At 69.8% G+C, this 26,143-nt stretch carries 21 protein-coding genes and 1 pseudogene; 12 read left to right on the plus strand and 10 right to left on the minus strand.

Translation table 11 applies throughout. From position 1 onward, the window contains the following. Positions 1-42: 42 nt before the first annotated feature. The 5 genes and pseudogenes from OG500_RS38310 to OG500_RS37890 form a co-directional block, all read right to left on the minus strand. A pseudogene (locus OG500_RS38310) lies at positions 43-866 on the minus strand (TniB family NTP-binding protein); the annotation flags it as partial. 749 nt (positions 867-1,615) lie between these two features. Then, positions 1,616-2,707: an AAA family ATPase gene (locus tag OG500_RS37875; RefSeq protein ID WP_329574987.1), complete on the minus strand. Its 1,092-nt coding sequence runs from the start codon at positions 2,705-2,707 to the stop codon at positions 1,616-1,618. Then, on the minus strand, positions 2,704-5,112 hold the full coding sequence (locus OG500_RS37880) for a Mu transposase C-terminal domain-containing protein (RefSeq protein ID WP_329574983.1): 2,409 nt from the start codon (positions 5,110-5,112) through the stop codon (positions 2,704-2,706). The genes OG500_RS37875 and OG500_RS37880 overlap by 4 nt, the downstream gene beginning before the upstream one ends. Next, a complete protein-coding gene (locus tag OG500_RS37885; RefSeq protein WP_329574980.1) occupies positions 5,109-5,810 on the minus strand; it encodes a TnsA-like heteromeric transposase endonuclease subunit in 702 nt (233 codons plus the stop codon). Before OG500_RS37885 ends, OG500_RS37880 begins: the two co-directional genes overlap by 4 nt. Positions 5,811-5,945: 135 nt before the next feature. Continuing rightward, complete coding sequence (locus tag OG500_RS37890; RefSeq protein ID WP_329574974.1) at positions 5,946-6,950, minus strand: TniQ family protein; 1,005 nt, start codon at positions 6,948-6,950, stop codon at positions 5,946-5,948. Positions 6,951-7,508: 558 nt separating this feature from the next. Here OG500_RS37890 and OG500_RS37895 point away from each other — a divergent pair. Next, positions 7,509-9,845 carry a DEAD/DEAH box helicase gene (locus OG500_RS37895; RefSeq protein ID WP_329574972.1) on the plus strand — a complete coding sequence of 779 codons (2,337 nt, stop codon included), beginning with the start codon at positions 7,509-7,511 and terminating at the stop codon, positions 9,843-9,845. A gap of 491 nt (positions 9,846-10,336) precedes the next feature. On the opposite strand, the gene OG500_RS37900 is transcribed toward OG500_RS37895, so the two are convergent. Then, on the minus strand, positions 10,337-10,624 hold the full coding sequence (locus OG500_RS37900) for a hypothetical protein (RefSeq protein ID WP_329574970.1): 288 nt from the start codon (positions 10,622-10,624) through the stop codon (positions 10,337-10,339). Between the two features lie 52 nt (positions 10,625-10,676). Between OG500_RS37900 and OG500_RS37905 the strand changes: the two genes are divergently transcribed. Next, positions 10,677-11,729 (plus strand): nucleotide kinase domain-containing protein, encoded by a 1,053-nt coding sequence (locus OG500_RS37905; RefSeq protein WP_329574968.1) that lies wholly within the window; start codon positions 10,677-10,679, stop codon positions 11,727-11,729. 26 nt (positions 11,730-11,755) lie between these two features. On the opposite strand, the gene OG500_RS37910 is transcribed toward OG500_RS37905, so the two are convergent. The 4 genes from OG500_RS37910 to OG500_RS37925 all read right to left on the minus strand — a co-directional run bounded on the left by OG500_RS37910 (position 11,756) and on the right by OG500_RS37925 (position 14,230). Next, positions 11,756-12,544, minus strand: coding sequence for a thymidylate synthase (locus tag OG500_RS37910; protein ID WP_329574965.1), 789 nt, complete (start codon positions 12,542-12,544; stop codon positions 11,756-11,758). A 38-nt stretch (positions 12,545-12,582) separates the two neighbouring features. Further along, positions 12,583-13,341, minus strand: a complete 759-nt coding sequence (locus OG500_RS37915) for an ImmA/IrrE family metallo-endopeptidase (RefSeq protein WP_329574964.1) — start codon at positions 13,339-13,341, stop codon at positions 12,583-12,585. 158 nt (positions 13,342-13,499) lie between these two features. Next, the gene (locus OG500_RS37920) at positions 13,500-13,916 is read right to left on the minus strand and encodes a helix-turn-helix domain-containing protein (protein ID WP_329574962.1); all 417 of its coding nucleotides are present in this window, start codon (positions 13,914-13,916) and stop codon (positions 13,500-13,502) included. Continuing rightward, entirely contained in the window at positions 13,913-14,230 is a 318-nt protein-coding gene (locus tag OG500_RS37925; protein ID WP_329574959.1) for an acyl carrier protein, read from the minus strand. Before OG500_RS37925 ends, OG500_RS37920 begins: the two co-directional genes overlap by 4 nt. A gap of 68 nt (positions 14,231-14,298) precedes the next feature. Here OG500_RS37925 and OG500_RS37930 point away from each other — a divergent pair, with 68 nt between their 5' ends. The 10 genes from OG500_RS37930 (at position 14,299) to OG500_RS37975 (ending at position 26,104) form a co-directional block, all read left to right on the plus strand. Further along, the gene (locus tag OG500_RS37930) at positions 14,299-15,177 is read left to right on the plus strand and encodes a nucleoside triphosphate pyrophosphohydrolase family protein (RefSeq protein ID WP_329574956.1); all 879 of its coding nucleotides are present in this window, start codon (positions 14,299-14,301) and stop codon (positions 15,175-15,177) included. Positions 15,178-15,308: 131 nt separating this feature from the next. Next, entirely contained in the window at positions 15,309-15,932 is a 624-nt protein-coding gene (locus OG500_RS37935; protein WP_329574953.1) for a DNA-binding protein, read from the plus strand. A 7-nt stretch (positions 15,933-15,939) separates the two neighbouring features. Then, positions 15,940-18,255: a hypothetical protein gene (locus OG500_RS37940; RefSeq protein WP_329574950.1), complete on the plus strand. Its 2,316-nt coding sequence runs from the start codon at positions 15,940-15,942 to the stop codon at positions 18,253-18,255. After that, entirely contained in the window at positions 18,252-18,959 is a 708-nt protein-coding gene (locus OG500_RS37945; protein ID WP_329574946.1) for a helix-turn-helix domain containing protein, read from the plus strand. Before OG500_RS37940 ends, OG500_RS37945 begins: the two co-directional genes overlap by 4 nt. Positions 18,960-19,047: 88 nt before the next feature. Then, positions 19,048-19,608: a hypothetical protein gene (locus tag OG500_RS37950; RefSeq protein WP_329574944.1), complete on the plus strand. Its 561-nt coding sequence runs from the start codon at positions 19,048-19,050 to the stop codon at positions 19,606-19,608. A gap of 155 nt (positions 19,609-19,763) precedes the next feature. After that, positions 19,764-22,118, plus strand: coding sequence for a DEAD/DEAH box helicase (locus OG500_RS37955; RefSeq protein WP_329574941.1), 2,355 nt, complete (start codon positions 19,764-19,766; stop codon positions 22,116-22,118). An 86-nt stretch (positions 22,119-22,204) separates the two neighbouring features. Continuing rightward, entirely contained in the window at positions 22,205-22,384 is a 180-nt protein-coding gene (locus OG500_RS37960) for a hypothetical protein (RefSeq protein WP_329574937.1), read from the plus strand. A 74-nt stretch (positions 22,385-22,458) separates the two neighbouring features. Beyond that, positions 22,459-23,670, plus strand: a complete 1,212-nt coding sequence (locus OG500_RS37965; RefSeq protein ID WP_329574934.1) for an ABC-three component system protein — start codon at positions 22,459-22,461, stop codon at positions 23,668-23,670. After that, on the plus strand, positions 23,667-24,158 hold the full coding sequence (locus tag OG500_RS37970) for a three component ABC system middle component (protein ID WP_329574932.1): 492 nt from the start codon (positions 23,667-23,669) through the stop codon (positions 24,156-24,158). Before OG500_RS37965 ends, OG500_RS37970 begins: the two co-directional genes overlap by 4 nt. Continuing rightward, positions 24,155-26,104, plus strand: a complete 1,950-nt coding sequence (locus tag OG500_RS37975) for a DUF3732 domain-containing protein (protein ID WP_329574929.1) — start codon at positions 24,155-24,157, stop codon at positions 26,102-26,104. Before OG500_RS37970 ends, OG500_RS37975 begins: the two co-directional genes overlap by 4 nt. The last annotated feature ends 39 nt before the right edge of the window (positions 26,105-26,143 follow it).

Below are 26,143 nucleotides of genomic sequence, written 5' to 3' on the forward strand. Positions count from 1 at the left end.
CGGGCCCGGGCGGCCTGACGGGGCGGCCCATCCGACGAGGCGTCATCGGGCTCGCCGGGCGGGCGTTGTGGCCCGTGGGTTCCGGCGGATAGAGGTGCGGGGCCGGTAGTGCTCTTCGGCGAGGTGGTCCAGGGCGATGGCGTCCAAGCCGGTGCGGGTGATCTTCTCGCTCTGGTCGAGGATGGCGGTGATCGCGGCTCGCCGCAGCAGGCGGGAGAGGCTGCCGATGCGCCCGGCGGTCCGCCCCCGTCGGCGCTGTGCCCGCTGTCGGCACCGCCCGCGCTCCTCCCTCCTCGCCCCCGCCCGGTCCTGGTCGCACCGCCCTCCGGTCCCTCACTGTCGCCATCGCGGCCGTCACCGGGGCTTCCGCCGCCGCTCCGGCCCCGTGTCGTGGCGCCGGCGCCGGGCCCCGTCATGCTGGTGCCTGCCGCGGCGGCGCTTGTGCGGGCCACCACCGGCAGGGGGTCGCAGTCGATCAGACCGGCACGGCCGGCGAGTTGGGCGCCGGCGGTGCCGGTGAACAGCGCGGTGGCGGTGACGTCGATGCCCGCGTACACGAACGTCGCCGAGATTCGCTCCGTGAGGTCTTTGAGGAAGTCGGCTGCCTCGGCACCGGTGCTGGTGCGCGGGTTGAGGCGGTGGATCTCGTCGATCATCACCAGCCGCACCCCGGCGGTGTTGTAGGTGTGGCACACGGATGCGGCGATCTGGGCCTGGGTCATGCGGGCGGAGACGGGGATGCCGAGGTAGCGGGCGAACTCGAGCGCGAGGGCTTTGGCGCTGGCACCGGGCGGCACCAGTAGGTAGGCGACGGGGACCTCGCTGGCGCCTCGGCCGGCCCGGGCCTGCTCGGCCAGGTGACAGGTATGTGGCCTCAGTGGACCTGAAACGCAGTGGGGCATCTGATGGTCTCTGACCTGCTCTGTTTCACAAACTGAGAGACCAGGTAGGCGTACTGCAACAGGGTGTTGACCTGGCTCTTTGATGTACGGTGCGTCAGAGAGTGCTCCGTGTAGGGCATCTGAGCTGGAGTGTTTCAGGAGATGCAACTACGTTCCAAGGCCTATGAGAACGCCGTAAGGGGCTCTGGCTCTTGGGGCTGCCAGTCAGCCTACCGGCGAGGGGGCGGGTGTCAGAGCGGTACCGGCCCGGCGGTCCTGTCCGGGTTTCTGTTGGCGCTGGTGCTGCCAAGGATTCGGGACCACAGGGGGCGTGGCCCTGGTGGTTGCATGTGCCCAGGGCTTGCTCAACCAGTGCCACCGCGCTCTGTCGGGTGGGGCGCGGCTTCGGGGCCGCGCTGGCGACAGCGAAGGGAGGAAAGACACTCCCGGGTGCTCATGCGGAACGTATGGAGAAGGCCCCGGGGATGACTGTTTCCGCCTCCGGCGGCCTGCCCATGTTCACGGGCAGGACAGACCCTCCGGGCCGGCGTGTGGGCGGCCAGCATGCGAGCGGGCTGCGATGTCCGCTTCTACGACCCGCAGTGAATGCTGCCGCTGCTTCCTTCCGTTGAAGCTCTGGGGGTGAGTGGACTGTGCGCTGCGGACACGGTCCGCTGTCCGACGGCGCTTCGGCGACCGGACAGCGGTCGGGTGGGTGGGGCCAGGCGGGGGAGCTACCCGGCCGGGTCGTTGCGGCCGGCGCGGATCGTGTCGAGGAGTTCCTTGGTGATGGCCTCGCAGGTTGGGTCGTCCATGGCGGCTTGGGCTGCCTGGCAGATGAGGAAGGTGAGGGTTTCCATGTAGCCGCCGGTGCGCTTGTGGAGGTAGAGAGCCATCTCCTTGGTGGTGAGCGTGCCCGGCTTGTGCCGGTACAGGCGCAGGTCCCCCTCGATGCGCTGCAGGACGTTGATCCAGTCGCTTCCCTCGCTCTTGCCGAGGGAGACCGGGCCCACCCAGAGCACGGGGATGTCGCTGTCGAAGGAGGCACGTTGGTGCGGCATCCGGCTGCGGTACTTCTGGTAGGCCGAGCGGACGGTCTCCTGGGCGCTGACACCGCAGAAGACGAAGGTGGCCGGAACGTGTTCTTGCAGGGTGAAGAAGTACTGGAAAGCGATGTGGCGCTCGGCTTCGGTGAGCCGGTGGATGCTGTCGATGAGGATCAGCTCGGTCTGGGCCGCTTCCATGACGCGGGTGATCGGCCCCGTCATGTCGAAGCTGCGGTCCTCGCGAGCACCGCCCTGAGCACTGGTGCGGGCGGGCTGGACCAGGTGGTTGAGACCGAGGAAGTCGGCGAACGGCAGTGACCAGTGCAGGTTGCTGTCGCGTTCGAGGGGGACGTCGATGTAGACGACCGGGATGCGCTCGGGGTCGACGCCGTGGGCTTCCTCGACTTGCCCTTGGTGGGCCCGGCCGATGAGGCGCAGCAGCGTGGTCTTGCCGGTGCCGCGGTCCCCGTCGATGGCGATGTTCACCCGGCGGCCTCTGCGTGAGCGGTTGGCCCGCAGGATCCGCCGGGCGTCGACCAGGCCCCGCCACAGGTCGTCGGTGTCCACGGGCAGCATCTCGCCGTGGTGGAGCATCCGCGGGTCGTTGTCGCGGACGGGTGTGCCGAGCGGAGCGCAGTCCTGCAGGTCGGGCGCGGCCAGGATGTGGTGGGCGAACTCGTTCCAGCCTTCCTTGGTGGTGAGCCGGGCGGGCCGGTAGGCGCCGGTGACCGCGATGCCGTGGGGGAGCGGAGTGGACCGGATCAGGTCCAGGCGGTTCATGCGGGCTCCTTCGACGGGTCATCAGGGAGAGGATTGCCAGTGGCCGGCCGGCTCTCGGCCCGGGGCAGAGCGGTGAGGTTTCGGAACAGGTCCGCGGCGCTGGCGGCCAGTCGAGGCCGGGAAACTCTGGCCCGTTTGTCGGGGGAGCCGAGTCCAGGGGTTTCGTCGTCCGGGGTGTCCGCGGCTGCGGCGGGTGCGGGCGTTTGCCCGGAGGCGGGTGCGGCGGCCGTGGAGACCGTCGGCGGCGTCGCGGGCGACCACTGGCCGGGGAACAGGTTCTTCACCGACGCGTCCAGCACGCGTGCGGCTGCCACGGTCTCCGGAGTGGGGAGTGTGATGCCCTCGTAGGGGTCGACCTCAGGCACTCGCACCGGCAGGTCGGGACCGGTGAACGGGGCAGCGGGCCGTGGGCGTCGCCCTGTCCTGTCCAGGGCGGGCTGGTCCTTGGGGCCGCGGCGGGCGCGCTCGCGCAGTTCCCGCACCGCCTGGGCGATGGCCTGCTGCTGCTCCTTGGTGCTGCCCCGGGCCAGGTGGTGGGCGGTTGCGACCTCCCACTCATACTGGGTCCACTCGTCGCCGATCTGCTTCTGGTGGATGAACTCGGCCTCGGCCCACTGCCCGTCCCGGTGGTCGTACAGCCACACGTACCGCGGCACGTAGGGGTGATGGCGGATCTCCCAGCGGTGTCCCTGCCCGGCGATGCCGGTGTGCAGCCGTGCGTAGGCCTGCAGGGCATCGCTGTTGTAGGTGCGGTTGTTGATGGTGACGCCCTTCTCGGTGATCACCCGGCGCTCGCACAGCAGCAGCTTGCGGTTCTGCTCTGCGCTCAGCGGCAGCGGCACCTGTCCCTCGCAGGCCACCAGCACCGAATACATCTGGTTCGGGGTCAGCTTCATGCCCGGCAGCAGGGGGCTGCGGAGCCCGTCGTGCGGGGTCTGCTGCCAGCGCAGGGCGATCCACTCGTCCAGCAGGTCCTGCAACTCGTTGATGCTCCACAGTGGCTGCTGCGCGACCAGCTTGCCGCGCTTGGCCAGGCTGGAGCCGGTGTAGCCGGACACGTACTGGCAGAACATCTTCTTGATCGCCGAGAACGTCGACTCGATGACCGCCTTGTCGGTGGGGGTGCGCTCCCGCGCGGGCCTGACCGAGATCTGCAGAGAGGTGCACACGTCCACGAAGTGCTCGCTGCGGTAGATCGACCCGTGGTCGACGACGACCATCTTGGGGCGGATCACCGGGCGAGCGGCCGCGCCGGTCATCCGCGGATCGCAGGCCACCAGGTCCGCGTAGGGCAGGTCGGACCGCTCGGCCAGGGCCAGGGGCGACCAGCCGGCCCGGCCTGGCATCGGGGCAAGGGCCTGCGCGAGCAGGAGCGTCGCGTCGAACGTCCGGGTGGCGCGCCCGCCGAGCCTGCGGCCGCGCGGCCCCCGGCCCGGGCTCTTGGGCACGATCATCGCGCCGATGATGCTGCGGGTGGCTACGTCGATGGCGCAGGTCAGCTCCGCGCTCACGGTGAATCCGTCGTCGCCGACCGCCAGGATGTCCAGGCCGGTGGAGTCGATCTGCACCTGCTCGCCCAGCATCGTCGCCGTGGTCGGTGTGAACGGCGACGCGGGGGAGTTCTCCTGGTCGAGTCGGTTCTGTACCGGGGCCTGCAGATAGGCGGCGGAGATCCCCAGACGCTTGATCAGCCGGTAGAACGTCGCCGGTGAGATTGCCAACTTCTTGTACTCGGAAGGGTGTTCTGCGTGGAGAGCGGTCAGCAGCCGCTCGTAGACCCGGTTCGCCCATCCCGAGGACTCGCCGACCGCGAGCTTGACTTCGCGCAGCAGCAGCTGGATCACCCGCTCGTCGGTGCGGACCTGCCCGATGGCGAGCCGCGCGAGCCCGGCCACGCCTTGGTCCTGGTAGGCCAGGAACTTGCGCCGGATGGTGCTGTTCGACACGCCGCGCCAGCCCAGTGCCGTCAGCTCCGCCGCTTTGGCGGCGAACCGCTCCCGCTGCGACCTCGTCGTCTCGTAGGCGGAGCGCGGCTTCGTGCCTGCTGCTGAGTCGGGCGGGACTCCGTCGCGCAGCTCGACCAGATGCCACTCCCACGCGCGGATCCGCTCGCGCCTGCCCTGATCAAGCACGTCGAGGATGTCCACGTCCGGGACCTGCTGCAGCGGCCTGGGCGCGCTGACCGCGTCGAGGACCGCGAAGTCCGCAGCACCGGTCAGCACCTGGAGGAGCACGGCGGCCGACCTGCAGGGCTCCTGTTTGCACAGCAACTGCACGCTGGGGCCCCGGACACCGGCGACCACGTACTCCTCGCCGTCGAACCGGACCCGCTGGCCGGGCTCGAGAGCGCACACGGCCGCCGAGCTCTCGGCAAGTGGCGGTGTGCTGTCCTGGGTGACGGTCACGTGTCCTCCGTACTGGTCCACACGGTCGATGTCGGCAGTAGCGGCCGGCTCCAGTCGGTCATCAGGTCACCGGTCCAGAGCAGGTGGTAGGCACGGGAGTTGCTGCCCGGCAGTAGGCCTGCGGCTGCCACGCCGTCCTGGAGTGGGCGCGGCACGCTGAAGGTCTTCCGTAGTGCAGTCCGTACCTGGGGGTCGTCGAACTCGGGGAACCTGAACGCTGCGGCGCGTTCCAGGCTGGCGATCCGGATCCCGTCAGGCGGCCCGAGCTCGCGCAGGGCCCACCCCGCGGCTTCGGCAGCCACGTGTAGCGCCTCGCGTTCGTGTCGGCCCCGGGTCCCGGGCCGTGGCGGGTGGACGACCGCCAGGCGCTGCCCGGCGCAGGTGCGGGCGAAGAACACCGGTGCCACCGTGCCCCGTTGGTCCTCATGCTGCCATCGCAGCCGCACCCGGGACGCGGCGAAACCCGCAACCGACGGATCGAAGTCGAGGAACACGGCGCCGCGGCGCTCCACCTCCGTACCGCACTCCACGAGAGCGCCGGTGGTGGATGCCCACCACCCCGTCGCGATGCCCTGCCGCCCCGGATAGGTCGCAGGGATCGACGACGGCGCCTCCTCCAGCACCTCCCCGCGCAGGACTCGCGGATCAACCCACGACGCCCCGTCCTCGCCGGAGCTCACCGAGGCCCAGACATCCACCCTGCACTCCTCTCCGCCGGCTCTGCGCCGGAGCCCGGCGCATCAGCCTTGAGTACTGCCGACTCCGGCTGCTGGTACCCATGGCCGACGACCGCATCGGGCTGCTGGCCCGCTTTCTGTGCACTGCGGCTCCCTTCACAGGAAGGGCCGGTCGAATGGGCTGGCCGCCGGGCCGGAGGGCAGGCAGCTGAGCTGCTGCGCCGAATCCAGCGGTGCGATCCGTGTGTGCGGTGAGACCAGCACGGCCCGCCCCAACTCACCTCTGCGCCTCGGCTCCGGGCCCGGCACCGGCTTGTGGCACTCCATCCACCGCCTCAGCACTCCCCGGTACCTGGGGCCCAACTCCTGCGAACTGCGCGCGAACCAGCCCTCGTAGGAGTCCGCCGTCAGCTCCCGGCCGAGCCGGCGACGCTCGACCCGAGCCAAGAGGCGGGCGATGCGCACGGTGTGCGGGTAGAACAACAAGGAGGCAGCACGGGCCTCCCCGAGACGGTCGGCCATCACCCGGAGCCTGTCCGGCGCGCTCGGGTCGGCTCTGCTCATCGTGCGCGCGTCGGCGAACAGCGCGCGTGCGGTGCGGCCCAGGCGCCGCTCCATGGCCACCCGCTGGCGTTCCGCCGCCAGGATCTGCGGCCAGTCAGCCACATTGATCCAAGGGGTCTGCGGATCACGGGAGTTGTCCGACCATCGTGCGTGCCGGGCGCACAGGTGCCAGGGGTCCGCCACCATCATCCAGGTCGGCTCGCCGATGCCGCGGCGGGCCGCGCACAATGCGCAGGCCCGCACGAGATAGCCGTCCCGCACTGCCCACGGGAACGACCAAGCGGGAGTTCCGTCACCTTCGTCGAGCAGGTATGCCGCGTCCAGGCTCGCGAGCGCCCGCCGCATCACCTCCAGCGGACGGCCGGCCAGGGCGGCCAAGCGCTCGGCGGCAGGACGGTTGAGGTAGAGCTCGGTCAGGTGCGGCGCGACAGCCCTCGTGCTGCCCTGCCCGACCTCGTCCAGCAACTGCTGGACCTCAAGCCCGTTTCGGCCGGCGAGGCGGGTCACATAGGAACCGGTCGACTCGCCCGCCATGAACCGGACGTGCAATGGCAGCTCGCGCACCCGTACCCGATCCAAGCCCGCCACCGAATCCATGACCCTCCCTCGCCTCTGCGGCCATGGCTACCACACCGAGCGGCACGAGGAGCGGGAATAAGGAAAAGAATCCGGCAAAGCGTGCCAATTCTTGACAGCGATCTGCCGAATATGAGAATGGTCGCCCTGGTGGCCGAATGGGAGAAGCGTTTCCTCGCGTCCGAAGGGCCGCCGCCGCAGAGGGCGGCTGAAGCGGTCGGCCACCGCACTGCGGGGCGTGGGACACGTCACCTTCGGCCACCTGGCGGGGCGACTCCTGCCCTACCTGCTGAAACCCGGCTGAGGATACTGGCTCGGTGAGCCGACGAGGCAGCTCCTCGGCGCCCGCGGCTCAGCCGATTCACGCGGAACAGCGGCCTCAAGGCGAACCGAACGAATCAGAATGACATTTACGGTCCTGAAGGCGCCACCCCGGCAGTCAAATCGACGAGAATTCCGAAGCCTGCTTGACAAGGAACACCGGAAAGACGATCGAATTGGTGTCCGGAGCGGGGCACGAGCCATGCAGGCACGGCGATCGCCCCGCCGATCCAGCTGCCGGTCGCCGAGGACGCCCACGTGCCCCACCAGCCCATCCGACTACGCCCGCACCAACAACGCGCCGTCAGCGCCATCACCGCAGGCCTCCAACGTCACCCACGAGTGACCGTGGTCGCGGCCTGCGGCACCGGCAAGACCATCATCGCCCGGGTCAGCGCCGACACCTACACCTCCCACGGCAACATCCTCGTGCTCGCCCCCAGCCAGGATCTGGTGGCGCAGACAGCACGCGAGTGGGACCGCGGCCATCCGGACGAGAAGCACATCGCGGTCTGCGCCCTGCCCCCGTCCGGCCGAGGCGCCCTGTGCATCCCCTTCACCACCAGCCCGGCCGAACTCGCCCGCCACGTCGCCGACCACAGCGGCCCCACCATCGTCTTCTCCACCTACCAGTCCCTGCCCGCGATCGTCGAGGCCCACCGCCGCCACGGCCTGCCGGAGTGGGCCCTCGCCGTCGCCGACGAGGCCCACCACACCACCGGCAGCCTCGACAAGAGCTGGGGCGACATCCACGACGATGCCCAGATCCCCGCGCAGCGCCGCCTCTACATGACGGCGACGCCACGCCGCTGGAGCCACCCGAAGTCCAGAAAACCCGGCGCGTACAAGCAACCACTGGCATCGATGGACAACCCCGCAGTGTTCGGACCCGTCGTCTTCCGCCTCGAACTGGCCGAAGCCATCGCCCAGGGCATCCTCGCCGACTACCGCGTCGTCGTCCCCGTCATCAGCGCGGAGGACCTGCACGACATCCTCACCACGGCCGAGGCAACCCCTCACCTGGACGGACTGCGCCTGGCAGCCATGCAAGTGGGACTGCTGCGCGCCATACAGGACTACCGCCTCAGCCGCGTCCTGACGTTCCACCGCCTGATCGCGGCCGCTCGCACCTTCGCCCGGACCCTGCCACGCACCGCCACGGCTTTCACCCAGGGCGGCCAGCCGATGCAACTGTGGGCCGCCGCTGTCGACAGCCGCCAGCCCCGCTCCGAGCGCAACACCAAACTCTGGCGCTTCGCGGGAAGTTCCTGGCAGAGCCGCACCGCCCTCCTGCCCGGACAGACCCACACGCACATTCTCAGCAGCGTCAGATGCCTGGGCGAAGGCGTCGACATGCCCGAAGCCGACGCGGTGCTGTTCGCCGACCCCAAACGCAGCGTCGTCGACATCATCCAGACCCTCGGCCGCGCCCTGCGCCAGCCGCCAGGCAGCGGCAAGATCGCCACACTGATCATCCCCGTGTACATCCGCCCGGGACAAACCACCCGCGAGGCCATGGAGTCCTCCGACTTCCGCGACCTGTGGGCCATCCTGGACGGGCTGCGCACCGCCGACAGCAAGTTCTACACCCGCCTGCGCCGCGGCTCCGGCCGCCGCTCCGAGGACCCGGTCCTGACCGAGCCCGAGCGCCCCGACGAGATCGCCGGCGTACTCTCCCTACGAGCCCACCAATTCCAGGGCGACGGCTGGAACAGCGGCTACGAGGCTGCCATGCGCTTCTACGAGGAGCACGGCCATCTCGAAGTCCCCACCGACCACCGGGACTCCGCCGGCGTCCACCTCGGCTCCTGGATCGGCGAGCAGCGCAACCGCTATGCCGAGGGCACCCTCGACCCCGACCAGGCCTTCGCCCTGTACGCGCTGCGCATCTCCTGGCCTCACCCACCCGGCAGCTTTGAGCACTACCTCGCCGTGGCCCGCGACTTCGCGACCGCCCACCACACCCTCGCAGTCCACGCCGGTACCCCCGACGTGGACGCCGGCCTGGCCCAGTGGCTCGATCAGATGCGAGCCATGACCCGCGAGGACGAGCTGCCCCCCGAACGCCTCGAGGCGCTGAACTCCATCGACCCTTGCTGGAACCCGGCCTGGAGCGTCGACTGGCAGTACAACTGCGCCCGGCTGCGGCGCTGCCTCGCCACCGGCGACTGGCGGCCCACGTACCAGGTCGCTGCCGAGACGGACCTCTCACTGGAGGCGTGGCTGGACCACCAGATCGATCAAAAGCCCGTCCTGGAGCCGGGGCAGCTCGCCCAACTCACCCTCCTGGCACGCCAGTACCCGGACCTTCACCCCCATGCCCTGCTGCTGTTGTGGCAGACCAGCGGCCCGGCGATGACCTTCGCGCGCGGACTGCGCGCCGCGCGCAGGTTCCTCCGACGTGAAGGCCACCTCCAGGTTCCCGACGGACATGTCGAGGCCGTCGACACCGACCACGTCAGGCTGGACACCTGGATCGACCAGCGCCGGTACGACGCCGCCCAGCTCACCCCACAACAGGCCGCAGCACTCGACGCGCTCGGCCTGCCAGTTGCGCCTCGGTTCCTGGAACCGGAGCTCCCCGAAGTCGCCTGACGGTGTGGGTGTTCGTGTGCGCCATCGGTCGGGGTCTGGCTCACCGTCTGACAGCGGCCGCCCTCGCAACTCACCAGCTTCGCAGCTGCGCAGTCTTGGGATCCCGCAATCTCAACGTCCCGCTCGTACCGGCGGGCGGTGCCACCGAGGGATGCCAGAGTCAGTAGCTCCAGTCCACCGACAACTCGTGCTGCCGTCGACCAGTTCATGGACCGCCAGGATGATGGCGGGAACGTCCTCATCGCGCGCGGGCCGACGCCCTGGGAACCTTGGGCAACTTCCGCACCTACGCGCAGATCACCGCACACATTTGACACGGTGCTGACCGACCGGCTCGCCTGCTCCGGCGGCGCCATGCTCGCCAGGGCATAAAGAGCGCTGGCGCCCGGGGTGCAGCGACTGAAGTCCGCCGGCCATCAAAGCGAACCCTGGAGGCCCGTGCCCGTGCCGTGCGCTGACAGTGGTCGTGCGGAGGCCGGCCCGTGCTGCCGTCAGCGCCGGGTTCGTGGAGGGCCGGGAGTGCGGACGGCGGGGAGGTCGTCACGGTGGGAGTCACCGGTGAGCGCGTCGGTGCGCAAGAGACGGTATGCCCGCAGGATTGCGGCCAGGTGCTGGGGGTCGGTGCCGGCTGCGGTGACGAGGGCGGCGAGGATCTGCGAGCGGGATGTGTTCTCGCCTGCGGCGGTGGCAGAGCGGACGAGGATGTCGAGTCTGCGGTCGACGTCCTCGGGCCAGGTGATCAGCGTGTTGCGGCGGGCCTGCTGCCACAGCAGTTCCACGGGTACCCCACTCCCTGTGACAGGTTACCTACGGTCAATATATATTCACCCTATGGTGATGATGCTGCAAGGTCCTGAGGGTGTGCGCGGGGCGCACCCGGGGCCTGGGACGGTGCGGGTGGCGGGCCGTGTGCTGCGCCCGACGGCGGTTTTCGACACCTACTGGCGTTTTGCCGCGGCGCGGCAGGAGGTGTACCTGGGGCGGCTCGAGGGGCGCGGTGCGCCGTGGACGCAGGATCCGATCCTGGCGCAGCACCGGTTCACCAACTGTTTCCGAGCGGCGGACCGGGTCAGCCAGGCGTTGATTGCGGAGGTTTCCTACCGCGGATCCCAGGCGTGGGAGGAGGTGTTCTTCCGTACCCTGCTGTTCAAGATCTTCAATAAGGTGTCGACCTGGAGGCTGCTGACGCGGTCGCTGGGGGAGGTGCGGTGGGACGCCTACGACTACGGCCTCTACGACAAGGTGCTGTCGGAGCGCTTCGACCGTGGCGAGCGGCTGTACTCGGCGGCGTATATCGTGCCGCCCCCTCAGCTGGGGGAGGGGCGCAAGCACCGCAACCATCTGCGGTTGCTGGAGTTGATGATGAGCAGGTCGGCTCCGGAGCGTGTGCTGGCCGCGCCGACGATGCGTGACGCATACGAGGTGCTGCTCGGCTTCCCCGCGATCGGCCCCTTCCTGGCGTACCAGTACTTGATCGACCTGAACTACGCGGAGCAGATGCCGTTCTCGGAGATGGACTTCGTGGTGCCGGGGCCTGGGGCGCGGGACGGGATCCGCAAGTGCTTCGGACGGTCTGCGGACGGCATCGAGTCCGAGGTCATCCGGTACATGGCCCGGAGCCAGGACGAGCATTTCGCCCGTCTGGGCCTGGTGTTCGGCGGTTTGAAGGGCCGGCCGTTGCAACTGATCGACTGCCAGAACCTCTTCTGCGAGGTGGACAAGTACGCCCGGGTGGCCCATCCGGAAGTCCAGGGGATCAGCGGGCGCAGCCGGATCAAGCAGGTCTACCGCAGCGACGCAGCACCGATGACGGCATGGTTCCCGCCCAAGTGGGGGCTGAACGGGACCGTGCCGCCGCCGGCCGGTCCGCTTGCGCCGCGCTGAGGGACATTCCAGGGGCCTGGGGGCGTCTATGCGGTGATCAGCGGCTGCGCACCCGTCAGGAGAGGCCTGATCTGGGTGATGGGACCGTCGAGCTGGGCGTAGCCGGCGATGACCGTGAGGACGCCGGGCCGCAGGCCCGCCTGCCGGGCGACGTACTGGGTGAGCCTGCCGAGACCCAGGTAGTTGCCGTAGGCGCGTTCGAACATGAAGTGACTGCGGTAGAAGGCGGCGCAGTGCAGGACGCCGTTCCGGTCGAGCTGGAACGAGCAGTGGCTCAGGCAGGGGAAGCCGCGTAGGGAGTTGTCGTGGTCGGGGGCGTGCACGAGTGCGCCGGTGGTGACGGTGTCGTCGGGGTGGGCGATGTCGGTCTCGTAGGCTGCGGTCATGGCACCCGCCTTGGAGCTCTGCTGAGTGAGCCGGTCGATCACTTTCCCGATCTGGTCGATGCGGCTGCCCTTGGCGCCCGGGTAGTCGACCAGGCGGCCGAAGTAGGTGCCGCGATTGTTGCCTGGGAACCGCCGGGCCGCTTCGTACAGCTTCCGGTAGCGGCTGGCCAGTTCGTCGTGGCTCTTGCAGCGGTCGGCCAGTGCGGCGGGGAAGATGGTGCTCGCCACCGTCTCAGTGGGGTGATGGCCTTTGCCGAGGCGGACGCGGTCGAGGTCTTCGCGGAACCGCAGGTCGTCCTTGGTGGCGTCGCTGATCCTCACCACCGTGTGGTAGCCGGTGCGTGCCGTGTTGTCTTTGCGGTCAAGTGCCCTGCACGCCGCGATCCAGGCGCTCGTGACATCGGGCTCTTCCACGGTGAACGTGTGCATGGTGCTCCTTACGGGTCTGGTGCCGGGAGCGGTGCAGGTTAGGTCGGCCAGATGTCGTCCGACCCGGTGCGCGGGGACTGGCGGGTGACGGCCAGGCCGAAGGGGTCGTCACTGTCGGCGATGTTGACGGTCACCGTTGCCGAACCGTCGAGGTCCTCCGTCACCTGAAGGGTCTGCCACTTGTGGGGGAGGCCTTTGCCCTGGCCGTCTCCCGGTGCACCACCGGTCCAGAGGGCCAGCCCGGGCGGGGGCGGATCGAAGTGGGCGCCGGGCATCAGCAGCACCAGGAGGTCGCCTGTGTCTGCGTAGACCCGGCGACCGTGGCAGGGGGTGCCGACGGCGTGGACGTGGGAACCAGAGGGCACGTTCCGCCCGCCGCACAGCGAGCTCTTCAGAGCTGAGGGCGCTATCCCGTGCCAGCGGTCGGCCTGTTCGTGTGTGAGCAGGCGAAGCCGGGCCAGGTGCCGCACCGTCCCCGCGTACGACGTCCCGAGCGCCCGGGCGACCAGATAGACATGCTCCGGTCGGCTCGGGCCGGCACCGCCCGCGACCTGCTTCACCGCCCGCAGCACCGCCGGGCGAGGCATCAGGAACCACGCCGCGAAGGCCTCGGCGACCTTCTCGTGATCGGGCCAGCTCCGGTCTCCCCAGCGAGCGGACGGGTCCAGGTTGTCGTCCGCCGCGCTGCGGTGCCCGAGCCGGTGATGCCCCAGCTCGTGCGCTGCGGTATGCCGCTGTGTGATCACATCCAGGTCCGCGTTCAGCAGGACTGCCGGCCCGTCGTCGTCCTCGTCCATGTAGAGACCGAAGAGCCTGGGCATCGGCTGCGCCATCCCGATCAGGCCGGCGGTCCGCAGCGCGGCATGGACGTGAACGTAGTCCTCCCGGTCCACTGCAAGGTCACGGTGGGCCTGCGTGGCCGCGATGCTCGCGATCCGGTGTGCGACGTCCCAGTTCACTGCGGCGGCTGCCCCGGCTCCGGGGATGCGGCCTCGGCGTTCTCCGCGTCCGCAGCGCGGCGGAACCGGAGGTACTCGGCGAAGTCGAGAACCGCCTGCTTGTCGCCGTTGGTGAGTCCGGACAGGGCACGGGGAAGGCCGGCGAGGACGTGCTCGCCGATGTCGGCGTCGTCCTCTTCCGCGAGGAAGTAGGAGACCGGCCGCCGGTACAGGCGCGCGAGCTTCTTGAGTTCCAGGCTGTCGACCCGGCGTCCGCCGCGCTCGATGTCGCTGATGGCGGAGCGGGGGATGCCGGTGCTGTCGGAGACGAACTGCTGGGACATGCCCAGGTAGTCGCGGGTGCTCTTGAGCCGCTCGCCGAGCCTTTCCAGCTCCGGGTCGCGGGAGCGGAGCTCCGATGACGGTGGAGTCATGACTGCTGCCTTTCGATGATGGCTTCCAGTACTGCGTCGGCGAAGGCATGGACCGACCGGGTCGCCCGGGCGGCTTCGGCGTCGGCCGGGATGCCGATGCCGTAGTGCCCTTCGACACGGGTGAGGATTTCGACGATCAGGATGGAGTCCACCGGGAGGTCCGTGCCGGCCTTCTCCAGCTCGGCCCGGACCTCCTCTGCATCCTGCTGCTCCAGTTCCGCGAGGAACTCGATGATCACGGTGACGATGTCGTCGACCGTGGGCCGGTTCGTGTCCAGCGCTCTTCCCCAATCGTCTGAATTCCCGACGCCCATGTCCTATTCTACGACAGTGTCGGGGATTCCGACAGGCCTGTCACAAGATCAGACAGAAGGAGAGAGGCGTGGACTTCCAGCGCTACCAGCAAGCCGCCGTCAAGACCCTCCAAGCCGCGACGCCCGGAACGGACCCGGTCCTGATCCCGCTGCTCGGCCTTGTCGGCGAAGTCGGCTCCTTCGCCACCGTCTACAAGAAGCGCCTGCGCGACGGCACCGCCTTCGAGCCGGGCAAGCAGCAACTCCGCGAAGAACTCGGCGATGTCCTCTGGTACATCGCAACCCTCGCCCACCGATTCGACCTCTCACTGGAGGACATCGCCGCAGCCAGCCTGGAGAAGACCAAGGACCGTTGGCGCCCCACCCCTGCCGGTGAGCGGACCGCCTTCGACGACGGCTACCCCGACCACGAGCAGCTCCCCCGCAAGACCACCCTCACCTTCACCCCCACCCCTAACGCCGACGGCCGCACCGTCATCGTCCTCACCCGCGCCGACGGCACCCCTGCAGGCGACCCGCTCACCAGCGCCTCCCGCATCGAGGACGACTACCGATTCCACGACGCCTTCCACCTCGCGCACGCAGCCGTCCTTGGCTGGTCCCCTGTCACCCGATTTCTCCTCGGCTGCAAGCGCCGAAGCCGCCCCGAAACCGACGAGGCCGAAGACGGCGGCCGCGCCATCGCCATCGAAGAAGGAATCTCGGCCCTCGTCTTCTCTTACGCCGCCCGGCACGGCTATTTCAAAGACGTCCAGCACGTCGATCAGGAACTGCTCACCACCATCAGCCAGATGACCGCTCACCTCGAAGCCGGCGCCTGCCGGGCTGCGGACTGGGAGCGCGCCATCCTCACCGGCTATGCAGCCTGGGCGAAGCTCCGGGCGCAGGGTGGCGGGACTGTCGAACTGAACCTGGACCAGCAGAGCCTGATCGTGCTGGAGAGCTGAGCCAGCCCGGCGTCCGACCTGCTGTCGCTGTGAGGCGGCTTCAGCGCCAGCAGCGTCGGCCGGGAGGCGTAGAGTCGAGTGCCATAGCGTTTTAAGTTAGATGGAGAGGCGTGGAGGTTGTGGGTGTGTTCGTGACGACGGGTCAGGCCGGGGCGGCGTTGGGGTGTTCGATCCCGACGGTGAAGAAGTTGCTGGCCACCGGCGTGGTCCCGGGCGTGCGAGAGACTGGCCGGCAGGTGTTCCCGCTCGCTGCCCTCCAGCAGCTGCAAGCCCGGTCTGCCGCCGACCTGACCGCGTTTGGCACGGCCGAGGTGGCGGTGCTGCGCTCGGACGCCCCCGCCAGGGTGGACGAGGTGGACCGGGAGTGGATCGGCTTCGGCACCGGCCTGGACCAGGTGCAGCTGCTGGCCGCGCTGTCGGGCTGGTGGCGGTGCGACCCGGCCCGGGTCGCGGCCGGCGACGTGCTGCCGGTGACGGTGGCCGGGTTCGTGGTCGCGGTGCTGACCGGCCTGGCCGAGTGGGAGGCCGACGGCACCATCGGCACCGCGGCCCGCTTCCGCTTCCCGAAGGCGCGCCTGGCCGGCTACCTGACCGACCTCGCCGCTCCCGCGAACGCAGCCGACCCGGCCGACCCCGAGGACGCCCGTTTGGCGGGCCTGCTGCTCGGCAAGCGCCTGCCGTCGGTCTCGGGCGGCCCGATCGCCTACGTCCCCACCCGCCCGACCACCGACCAGCCCGCCACCGAGGGGGAGTGACCCGCTGATGGACCGTAAGACGTACACCGCCGAGCTCGCCGGTCTGCGCGAGCTGCGCACCGAGATCACGGTCGCCGAGAAGACGGTCGCGGCTGCGCAGAAGGAGTTGGACAAGCTCACCGCCCAGCGTGCGCGACGGGTTGCCGGCCTGGCGGGGTACGAGGGCGCCGGGGCGTCGGCCATCGCGAAGGCCTCCGGGTTGTCGGTGGGTGACGTGGTGCGGATCGCGCCGCTGCTGGACCCGACCCCGGCCGCCGTCCGCGCCGCCAAGACCGACGACCAGGCCGCCGCCGTCGCTGCGCCCGCCCCGGCGTCCGTGGCCGAGCCGGTCGCCGGGCCCGCCGTCGCGGTCGCCCCGGCGCTGACCCGCCCGGCCCCCGTACTCGAGCAGCCGGCTCCGGCCGCCCCGGTGACCGAGGCGCCGACCGAGGTTGAGGACCAGGCCGGCGCCGAGCAGTCCGCCGTGCTGCAGGCAGGGTCGGCCACATCGGCCCCCGGGGAGACAGAACCCGGCGTACAAGCCGCCTCGGACCGCACCACTGCGTCGATCCCGGGCGCTACTGGGCAGCATGCGGTCACTCCGGTCGCGGCCGCGCCGCGTCCGGTGGTCGAGGCCGGGCCGCGTGAGCTGCCCACCCTCTCCGAAGGCCCGGCCGGTGCCCGGTTCGAGGCCGTGGCGACCGGTCTGGTGTCCAAGCGCCCCAACTTCACGCAGCAGGCCCGCGCCACGGTGTTCCTGGACGCGGCGGCCGGGACGCTCGCGGTGCGCGACCAGGTCATCCGGGTGGACCTCGGCGCTCGCACCCCGGGCGAGATCCTGGACGCGGTCCTGCACGCCGCGCCGGGTACGGAGCGGGTCTACATCACGGCCGGCGCCCCCTGGCACGACGGCGCCGAGCGCTACTCCACGCTCAAGGACGCGGTCGCCGCCTGGCTGAACACGCAGTCCGAGCGGTGGACCACCGCCGTCGGCTCCGGCCGGGACAAGCTGGCCGGACACTTCGTCCACCAGCGCCAGCCGGTCGGCCGCTACGCCCCCGCCGCCGCCCCGGACAGCGGCAGCACCGAGATCCGGTCGATGGGGGAGTGGTTCGACCCGGACGGCGCGGACGTGGTGACGTGCCGTCAGGCGCTCACGCTGCTGTGGCAGGCGCTGCGCCGGCACTGGGACGACGCGGTGCTGATGGGCTCGCCGTCGCAGACGGGCCGGGACCTGTGGTCACGTACGATCCCGACCACGGGCAAGTGGGCGGGTGGCTATCCGGTGCTGTCCGAGGAGCTGCGGGGGCTGCTGCACGCGACCGGCGGCCAGGGCCGTACCGAGCTGATCCTGCCCCCGCGCGTGCCGGAGCAGCTGCCCGCGCTGGTCGAGTACGACCGCACCTTCGCCTACGCCAAGCACCTCTGGAAGTCCCCGGTCGGCACCCCGCGCCGGATCACCGCGGCCGGGTTCGCCGCGATGACCGAGCAGGAGCAGGTCAAGGCGCTGATGTCTTGCTCGCACTGGAACGTCAAGGTGACGGTCCCTCAGGGCTGGGACCACGTCGGCCTGCTGCCCGCCCCGGTGACCGGGGACCGCGCCTGGGTCTACCCCTCGGAGCCGGGCACCACCTTCACCACCTGGGCGGGCGGCGCGGAGGTTCACCTCGCCCTGTCGAACCACCTGATGCCGTGGAAGGTCGAGATCCTGGGCGGCCTGCTGTTCGAGGACGGCAAGCCGCTGGACGAGTGGGGCAAGCGCCTCAAGTCGGCGTGGGCGGACCTCACGAACCTGTCGAAGCTGCACGGCGACGAGCGGCAGCGGCAGGCGGCCTACCTCGCCTCCCGGGCGGTGCGTTCGGTGCTGCTGTTCGGCCTGGGCGGCTTCGCGCAGCGCCCGCGCCTGGTCTCCGGCACCACCCCGGTCGGCGAGGCGCTCCCCGCCGGGGTGGAGATCCTCGGCCAGGACAGCGAGGTGGTGACCTGGCAGCGGCAGGCCGGCTTCTCCCGCGACCCGTACGCGCACCCCGAGTGGGCGGCCTACGTGTGGTCGGGGGCGCGGGCGGCGCTGCTGGACATGCGGTACCGCCAGGGCAAGGAGGTCATCGGCTACGCCGGGGCACTGCACGCCAAGCCTGGCACGGTCGTCTACTTCGGCACGGACGGCATCGCCCTGACGGAGCGCCAGCCGTGGCCGTACCGAGGGGAGCCGGGCGACTACCTCCTCAAGGGCCACCTGACAGGCCCGGTGGAGCACCCGGTCAGCCAGGAGCAGTACCTCAAGCTGCGTGGCCTGGGCCGCGCCGAACTCGCCGCCGCCGTTGAGAAGGGAGCTGACCAGTGAGCCCGGCCGATCCGAACAACCCCAACGAGGCCGCGAGGCTGACGCAGGAGCTGATCGACCAGGGTTACACCAAGCGCCAGGTCGCCAAGATGCTCGGCCGCGACGCCTCCCTGGTCTCCCAGTTCTTCACCAAGGGCAAGGGCGCGAGCATGGTCAACGCGCTGCGCCAGCTGGTCCGTGCGGTGCGCGGTGGCGAGCGCGACGAGGAGGCCCTGTCCGGGATCGCCGAGGCCAACACCGCCCGGCGCCGCACCAAGACCGGGCAGAAGGTGCGGGTGCGGGGCAAGGACACGGTCGGCGAGGCGGGCGGGTCGATGGCCGGCCGCGCGGGAAAGCAGGCCATCAAGTCCGGCGCCTCCCACCTCGCCCCGGTGGTGCACGAGACCGGCCAGGCCGGCGGCCGCCTCGCCTTCACCGTCCGGATGAAGGCCGATCAGTACGTCTACAGCGCCGGGTCGGAGAAGGACTCTGGCGGTATCCGGCGTGGGTTCATCCCGCGCGCGGACGGCACGGAGGAGCGCACTTACGGCTCCGCCTCGACCGGCGGATTCGAAGCCGCCGAGTGGTCCCAGCGGGTCGCGGACCACCACGGCGACGTGACCGAGGCTATGCGGGAGTGGCTGGTGGAGACCGGCCGCGCGGTCGAGGACGCCGACATTGCCTACCTGGAGGTGAGGGGTTGGATCCCCGAGGACCAGCAGTAGGTCTGGTCGGCTGTGACTGAGCGTTTCAGTCGGCCGGTGAGAAGTTGAACTGGCCAGTTGAGCAAACGGCCCGCAGAGAGGACGGCGTGTGAAGACGCTGGTCGAAGAGGACGTCGTGGAGGAACTTCAGACCGGGGGAGACGAGGCGGTCCGCCTGTATGTCGCGGCCTGCGCCGAGCGGATGGCTCCGCTGTTCCTCGGTCTGCGCACGGGTGAGGCGGGCCGGGAAGCCGACGTGGAGCTCTTTACGGAGTCCGTGCTCGACCTCTGGGGGACTGACCGGCCGCTGTCCGACGCCGCCGACCGGGCACGCCTGCTGGAGGGGTTCCCCGAGCTGCAGCTCACCGAGGACGGCATCACCGACATCGTCGGCACCTACACGTTCTTCGCGTGCCTGGTCCTGCGGTACGCCCTGCTGGCCAACGGCTCCGGGAGCGCCGACCATGCGCTGTCGTGCGGCCACGCGGCGCTCACCGCGATGGGCATGCTGGACCAGAACATCGCGGGTGCCGGGTTTAGAGCCGAGGAGCAGCGACTTCAGAGCCTCTCGGCGTCCGGCAATGCCGCGGGTGTGCGGGACGCGAGCGTGAGAGCCGGCCGGGAGTGCCTTCGGGCGGTGGTGAGCCGCATGGGGAGACAAGCCCGCTGAAACGGCTGCTCAACTGGCCATCTGAAGTGCTCAGTCACAGGTCGGCCTCTTCCCATCCATGACCTGGTCCCGGGGAGAGGCCGCCCGCCCCGACCCTCCCACAGCCCCGCCCGCACCGGCCCCGCCGTCTCAGCCTGCGAAGGAGAAGCACCGTCGTGGAGACCACCACCGTCACTGAGGCCGGCGTGCCGGTCGCGTTCCGCGCCGGAGCCGCTCAGCCGGTCCCGGCGCAGCCGTCCGGCACTACCGCGGTGAACCCGCTGCCGCTGCACTGGTTCCAGAAGGACGCGGTGGCGGCCGCGGTGCGCGAGGTGAAGGACGGCGGCCGCGCAACCGTCGTCGCGGCGACCGGATCCGGCAAGACCCTCATCGCGGCCGGCTGCGCCCGACGTCTGGCCGCTCGGGGCCGGGTGCTGGTGCTGGTGCCGACGATCGAGCTGCTGGAGCAGACCGCCGAGGCCTGGTCGCTGCGCGGCGGGCGTCGGGGCCTGGCGGTCGCGGCGTGCTCGCGGGAGGAGGCGCTGGAGAGCGCGGAAGCCGGCGGCCGGATCCACGCCAAGGTGACCACGCAGGCCGTCCGGATCACCGACCTCGTCAACGGCGCCCCGGACGACCAGCCGGTCACCGTCTACGCCACCTACGCCTCGCTGGAGCGCATCGTCCAGGCCCACCAGGGCTGGGGTTTGGCCCGGTGGGACCTCGTGATCATCGACGAGGCCCACCGTACGGCGGGCGCCGAGGGGAAGGCGTGGGCGGCGGTCCACGACGACGCCAAGGTCCCGGCGAAGCGCCGGTTGTACTTCACCGCGACCCCGCGGATCGCGGACGACCGGCGGGCGAAGGACGGCCTGGCCGACCTCGCCGACGCCGATGGCCAGGCGCTGCCCGTCCTCTGCTCCATGGACGACGAGACGATCTACGGCAAGACCTGTTTCAGCTGGACCCTCAGCCAGGGCATCGAGCACGGCTACCTCGCCGACTACCGGGTGCTCGTGCCGGTGGTGACGGACGAGGACCTGCGCGAGCTGCTGAACCTGCCGGCCGTCGCCGACCTGCGCTCCCAGCGCAGCAACGAGGAACTCCTGCGCCTGGCCCTGCAGATCGCGGTCCTGCGCGCGATCGCCGACCTCGACCTGCGCCGCGTCATCACCTTCCACTCCCGGGTCACGGCAGCCCGCGAGTTCGCGAGCACCCTGCTGGGGGCCTCCGAGTTGCTGCCCGACGCGGAGCGCCCGGAGCGGCTGACCGCCCTCGCGGTGGCCGGCACCGACCGGCTCAAGGACCGCCGGGCCGCGTTCGCCACCTTCAAGGCCTCCACCGGCGACGACGGCGAGGAGTGCTGCATCATCTGCAACGCTCGCCTCCTGTCAGAAGGAATCGACGTCCGAGCCGTGGATGCGGTGTGCTTCGCGGACCCGAAGTCGAGCGTGATCGACATCGTCCAGGCCGTCGGGAGGGCGCTGCGCCAGTCCTACCAGCAGGGCAAGGTGTCCTGGGTCATCATCCCGGTGTACCTGCCGACGCCGGAGGTCGGCGACGACACGGCGGCCGCCGACCCGGCCGAGGTCCACGACGCCGCAGAGGCCGTGAAGGCCGAGGCCGACGCCGAGATCGAGGCCAGCAGCTTCCGGACGATCTGGCGGGTCCTGCGCGCCCTGGCCGCGCACGACGCCCGGGTGGTCGGCCGGATCACCGAACTGCGCGCCAGCCGCTCCCAGGGCACCGCCCACACCACGGCGGCCAAGCCGGCCGAGAGCGAGGCCGGCGAGCCCGGCGGCGAGGGGGAGCAGCCGCCAGCTCCGGTGGAGTCGCCGATCGAGTGGCTGCGGATCAACGCCCGCCAGCACGCCGCCCGGATCCTCCAGACCGTCAAGCTGCGCGCGTTCAACCCGCGCGCGGTCGAGTGGCAGCGCATGCACGCCGTCGCCGCCATCTTCCACCTCCAGCACGGCCACCTCGACCCCACCGACAAGACCAAGCACGCCGAGCTGATCTCCTGGCTCACCCGCCAACGCCACCTCCACGGCCAGGGCCTGCTCGACGCCGCCCGGATCAGCGAGCTGGACGCCCTCGGCATGATCTGGTCGAAGAACGCCAACGCCTGGGAACGCGGGGCCGCCTACGCCGCCGCGTTCCACCACCAGCACGGCCACCTGGCGATCCCGGCGACCGCGAAGCTGGACGACTACGCGGTGGGCGCGTGGATGCGCCGCCAGCGCAAGGCCGACAACCTCACCACCGACCAGGTCGCGAAGCTCGACGCCCTGGACGAGCTGTGGCGCCTGGAGCCGGACTGGAACCGCTCCTACCGCCGCCTGCTCGCCTACCTCGCCGCCGGCGGCACCCTGGACGGCCCGGTGAACCGCACCGGCCTCGGCGACGACACCGCGTTCCGCCCCGGCACGTGGCTGCGCAAGCAGGACAAGGCCCGCACCGAAGGCAAGCTGACCGACCACCAGGCCGCGCTCCTGGACGCGCTCACCCGGCACGCCGAGACCGTCACCGGCTGACCCTTCCCGCAAGATCCCGCCGTCCCGGCCCACCCAGGCCGGGACGGCCGTCGCACCTCGTTCCCGACTTCCGGAGGCACCGCGCGATGACCGACACCACCCGCCCCGACCCCGCCGCCGCCCCCGATCGGCTGGAGCTGGCCCTGTACAGCAGCCGGCCCGCGCCCGCCGACCGAGACCTGGGCCGTCCGATCCTCGACTCGCCGCCGATGCGCGGCTCGATTGGCGGCGAGTCGTTGGAGGTGATCACGAAGAGCTTGTCCTGAGGGTGACGGGAGATGTGCCTCCTGTGAAAAGATCGTCGCCACCCGAAGTAGACGCTGCTGAACACGGGGGTCACATGGCAGACAAGACGGCGCCCTTCGAGGCATCGGCCTCCGCAGTCGGCTATGTCTACCAGCTGCGCAAGGCGCTCCATGCCTGCCTCGAACGTCATGTCCGAGGACTTGAGTGGGGGATCGCGATCGAAGCCGGCGACGATGTCGAGGAGGTCACCGAAGGCGGCCGGGTCTATTACCAGCTCAAACACCGCGCCCCGGGCACCAAGATGTCGGACGCCAGCACGGACCTGTGGAAGACGCTGCGGATCTGGGCATATGCGGTCACCACCGAGCTTGTGGAACTGGAGGAGACTGACCTGCTGCTGCTGACGACTGCCGAGCTGTCGCCCGGCTCCGCTGGCTTCATGCTGCAGCCTGCAGCCTCAGGAGTCAGGAACGAGGAGCAGGCCCTGCAGGCGCTGGAGGCGGCCAGGAAGACCTCCATCAGTAAGGACAACAAGAAGGCGTACGAGGAGTTCGACAAGCTCGGCGCCGAGCAGCGGCGCGCCATGCTCGCCCGGGTGCAGGTCATCGGCAATGCCCCCGACGTGGACGCCATGGAGGCCCTGCTTCTGGAGAGGGTCGTGCCGGCGGTCGGCCACCGCTACGCCGGGCCGTTCCTGGAACGCCTGGAGGGTTGGTTCTACCAGCGCACCATTCGGCAACTGCGCACCGAGGACATGGACGCGGTCACTGGCGAGGAGTTCGACCAGGTCTTCACCGATTTGCGTGACCAGTTCCGCCCAGGAAACCTTCCGATCGACGAGGACATCGCCACCCTCGAACCGGACCCCTCCGAGTACACGGACATGACCTTCGTCCGCCAGCTGGGGCTGATCAACGCAGGCGGCGCCCAGGTCAGGATCGCGGTGCGCGACTACATCCGCGCCTTCACCCAACGCTCCCGCTGGTCCCACGACAACCTGCTGCTCACCGGGGAGATCGGCCGCTACGAGCGCCGACTCGTCGAGGAATGGGAGGACCTGTTCGCTGACATGGAGGGCAACCTCGGCCCCAATGCGGCGGAGACCGAGAAGGTGGCCGCGGCCAAGGAGGTCTACCGGTGGGTGACGAAGGAAGCACGACGTCCCATCCGCCCCGACTGCGACGAGCCGTTCGTCTCCAAGGGCTCCTTCCACATCCTCGCCGATGACCTGCGCATCGGCTGGCACATCGACTTCCTCGCCCGGCTCATTGCCGTACTGGAGCCGGCGGCGGTGTCGCACAGATGACGGACTTCGCAGAGTTCAGCCGCGAGGAGCGGGCCCTGTACAACCCGGCGTTCACCGCAGTGCTCACCGCCCGGGCGGTTCAGGGCCACCAAGTGCAGTACGGCAGGTCATGCCCGCCCGCAGTGGCCGTGTTGTCCTCGGTCATGGCGCTTCAGCCCTCCATCCGCCAGCTTCTACCGAAGACCATCGGGAGCGGCCTGACCCGCTGGTTGGAGGAGAACAAGTCCGTCAAGGCGGCCATGGCCCAGAACGCCACCGCGCTCGCCGCAGTGGTCCGGCCCGGTCTCCTGCTGGCGCTGCAGAACCGCCTTCTGGAATACGGAGACGACGGGCATCTCAGCGTGCGCCCCAAGGCGCTGCCCACGGCGCCCACCGGCAGCACGCCGGAGGTCGTCGCCATCCAGAAGGCATCCCACATGCTGGGCCGCTGGCTACCCAGCACCGGCAGCTTCAGCACCGTCATGACCCTGCTAGGAGTCCGGCCGTGACCTTCCAGATCAGTGCCATCTCGATCTATAACAACGACGGCCACATCCGCACCGTCCCCCTTGAGACCGGCAAGCTCAACATCATCACCGGCGACTCAAGGCGAGGTAAGAGCGCCCTGCTCAATATCGTCGACTACTGCCTTGCCAGCACCGACTACGTCATCAAGGGCGCGGCGCTGCGCAACTTCGTCCACGTCTTTGCCGTCACCCTGGTCAAGGACCGGCAGCAGTTGTTTGTCGCCCGCCCCGCCCCCACCGGGAAGGCCGCCACGACGGCCAACCTCTGCGTGACTGTCCAGGCTCTCGGCGATCAGCCCCTTCCGTACGCGCAGATCAAGTTCTCCACTCCGCTTGATATCGCCAAGGGCCTGCTGTCAGAGTTCGCCGGCATCGACCGCGCCACCCGGATCCCCGCCGTACGCAGCAGCAGCCCGATCCCACCCTCCATCCGCCACGCCCTCTTCTTCTGCCTGCAAAAGCAGAACGAGATCGCCAACCCCGACCTGCTCTTCCACTCTCAAGGCCAGGACTTCCGCCCTGCCACTATCCGGGCGATGATCCCTTATTTCCTCGGCGCCATGGACCCCGCGCAGGCCCTGCGCGAGCACCGACTGCGGCTGCTGCGCCGGGAACTGGCCGACATGGAGACTCAGCTCGCCGCGGTCCACAGCCTGTCAGTCGCTTCCGGTCAGGCGCTGGCCCTGTTGACCGAAGCCGTTGAGGCCGGCCTGCTGGAACCAGTGCCCACGGAGCAGATGACAACTGAGACTGCCCTCGACCATCTACGCCGTGCTGCGGACGTCACCGCACCTGGTCACCTTCCAGAGACAGGAGACGATCCGGTCGCCGTGCTGATAGAGGGGCGCCGTGCGCTTCGCGCACAGTTCACCCGGACCCGTGCCGGGATCACCAACCTCAAGCGGGCCGTCCAGGAGAACGACGACTTCCTGGGCCAAGCCACCGAGCAGCACGCCCGCCTTGCCACCCTCGGCCTGCTCGGCCCTGCTGGCGATGGCCAGAGGCGGTGCCCAGTGTGCGACAACCCCACCCCCCACATCGGTCAAGCCGTTGAGGTCATGACCAGCGACCTCGCACGCCTGGATGCCGAGATGACCGTCATCGGCAATGACACCCCCGAGATCAACGCCCTCATCGCAGCCGAAGAACGCACCCTGCAGGAGCTCCGCGAGGCCCTGGCTCGCAATCAGGACCATCTGGACACCCTCACCGCCGGCCAGCGCGTCGTCCAAGACCACCCGGAGACCTCCCGGCGCGCGGCCATCGTCCAAGGCCGCATCAGCCTCTTCCTGGAGACTGCGGCCCGCCACATCCACGTTCCCCAGATCGTCGACCGCCGCGACGAGCTCACCGAAAAGATTGCCGAACTCGAAGACGAGATCGGCGTGGGTGCACGCGACGACCGGCTCAGCAGCTACATCTCCCTGATCAACCAAAAGATCAAGGACAAGGCAGTAGCACTGGAACTGGAGCACAGTGAGTCGCCCATCCGTCTGGACCCGCGTGCACTGACTGTGGTGGCCGACACCCGCCGCGGGCCGGAACGCCTGTCCGACATGGGCGGTGGTGAGAACTGGATGGGCTACCACGTTGCCACGCTGCTCAGCCTGCACGAGTGGTTCTGCGAGCAGGACAACCCAGTGCCCCGCTTCCTCATCCTCGATCAGCCTTCCCAGGTGTACTTCCCTGAAGACGCCACCGACGACAGCGTCCTCGTGGGACAGGACCGTGCCTCGCTGCTGAACTTCTACCAGACCGTCCAACGGACCATCGACGCCCTCGACGGGGCCCTCCAGGTCATCGTGATGGAGCATGCCGACCTCGACGACGAGCCGTTCCGCAGCGCGGTCCGGGACCGGTGGCGGCGCAGCAACGGCAAGGCACTCGTACCCGATGCCTGGATCACAGAAGAGATCCCAGACCGATGATCCAACGGCTCCGGGCACACCTGGTCGTGCCGGACAACC

It is taken from the genome of Kitasatospora sp. NBC_01250, from assembly GCF_036226465.1.
Taxonomy (GTDB): domain Bacteria; phylum Actinomycetota; class Actinomycetes; order Streptomycetales; family Streptomycetaceae; genus Kitasatospora.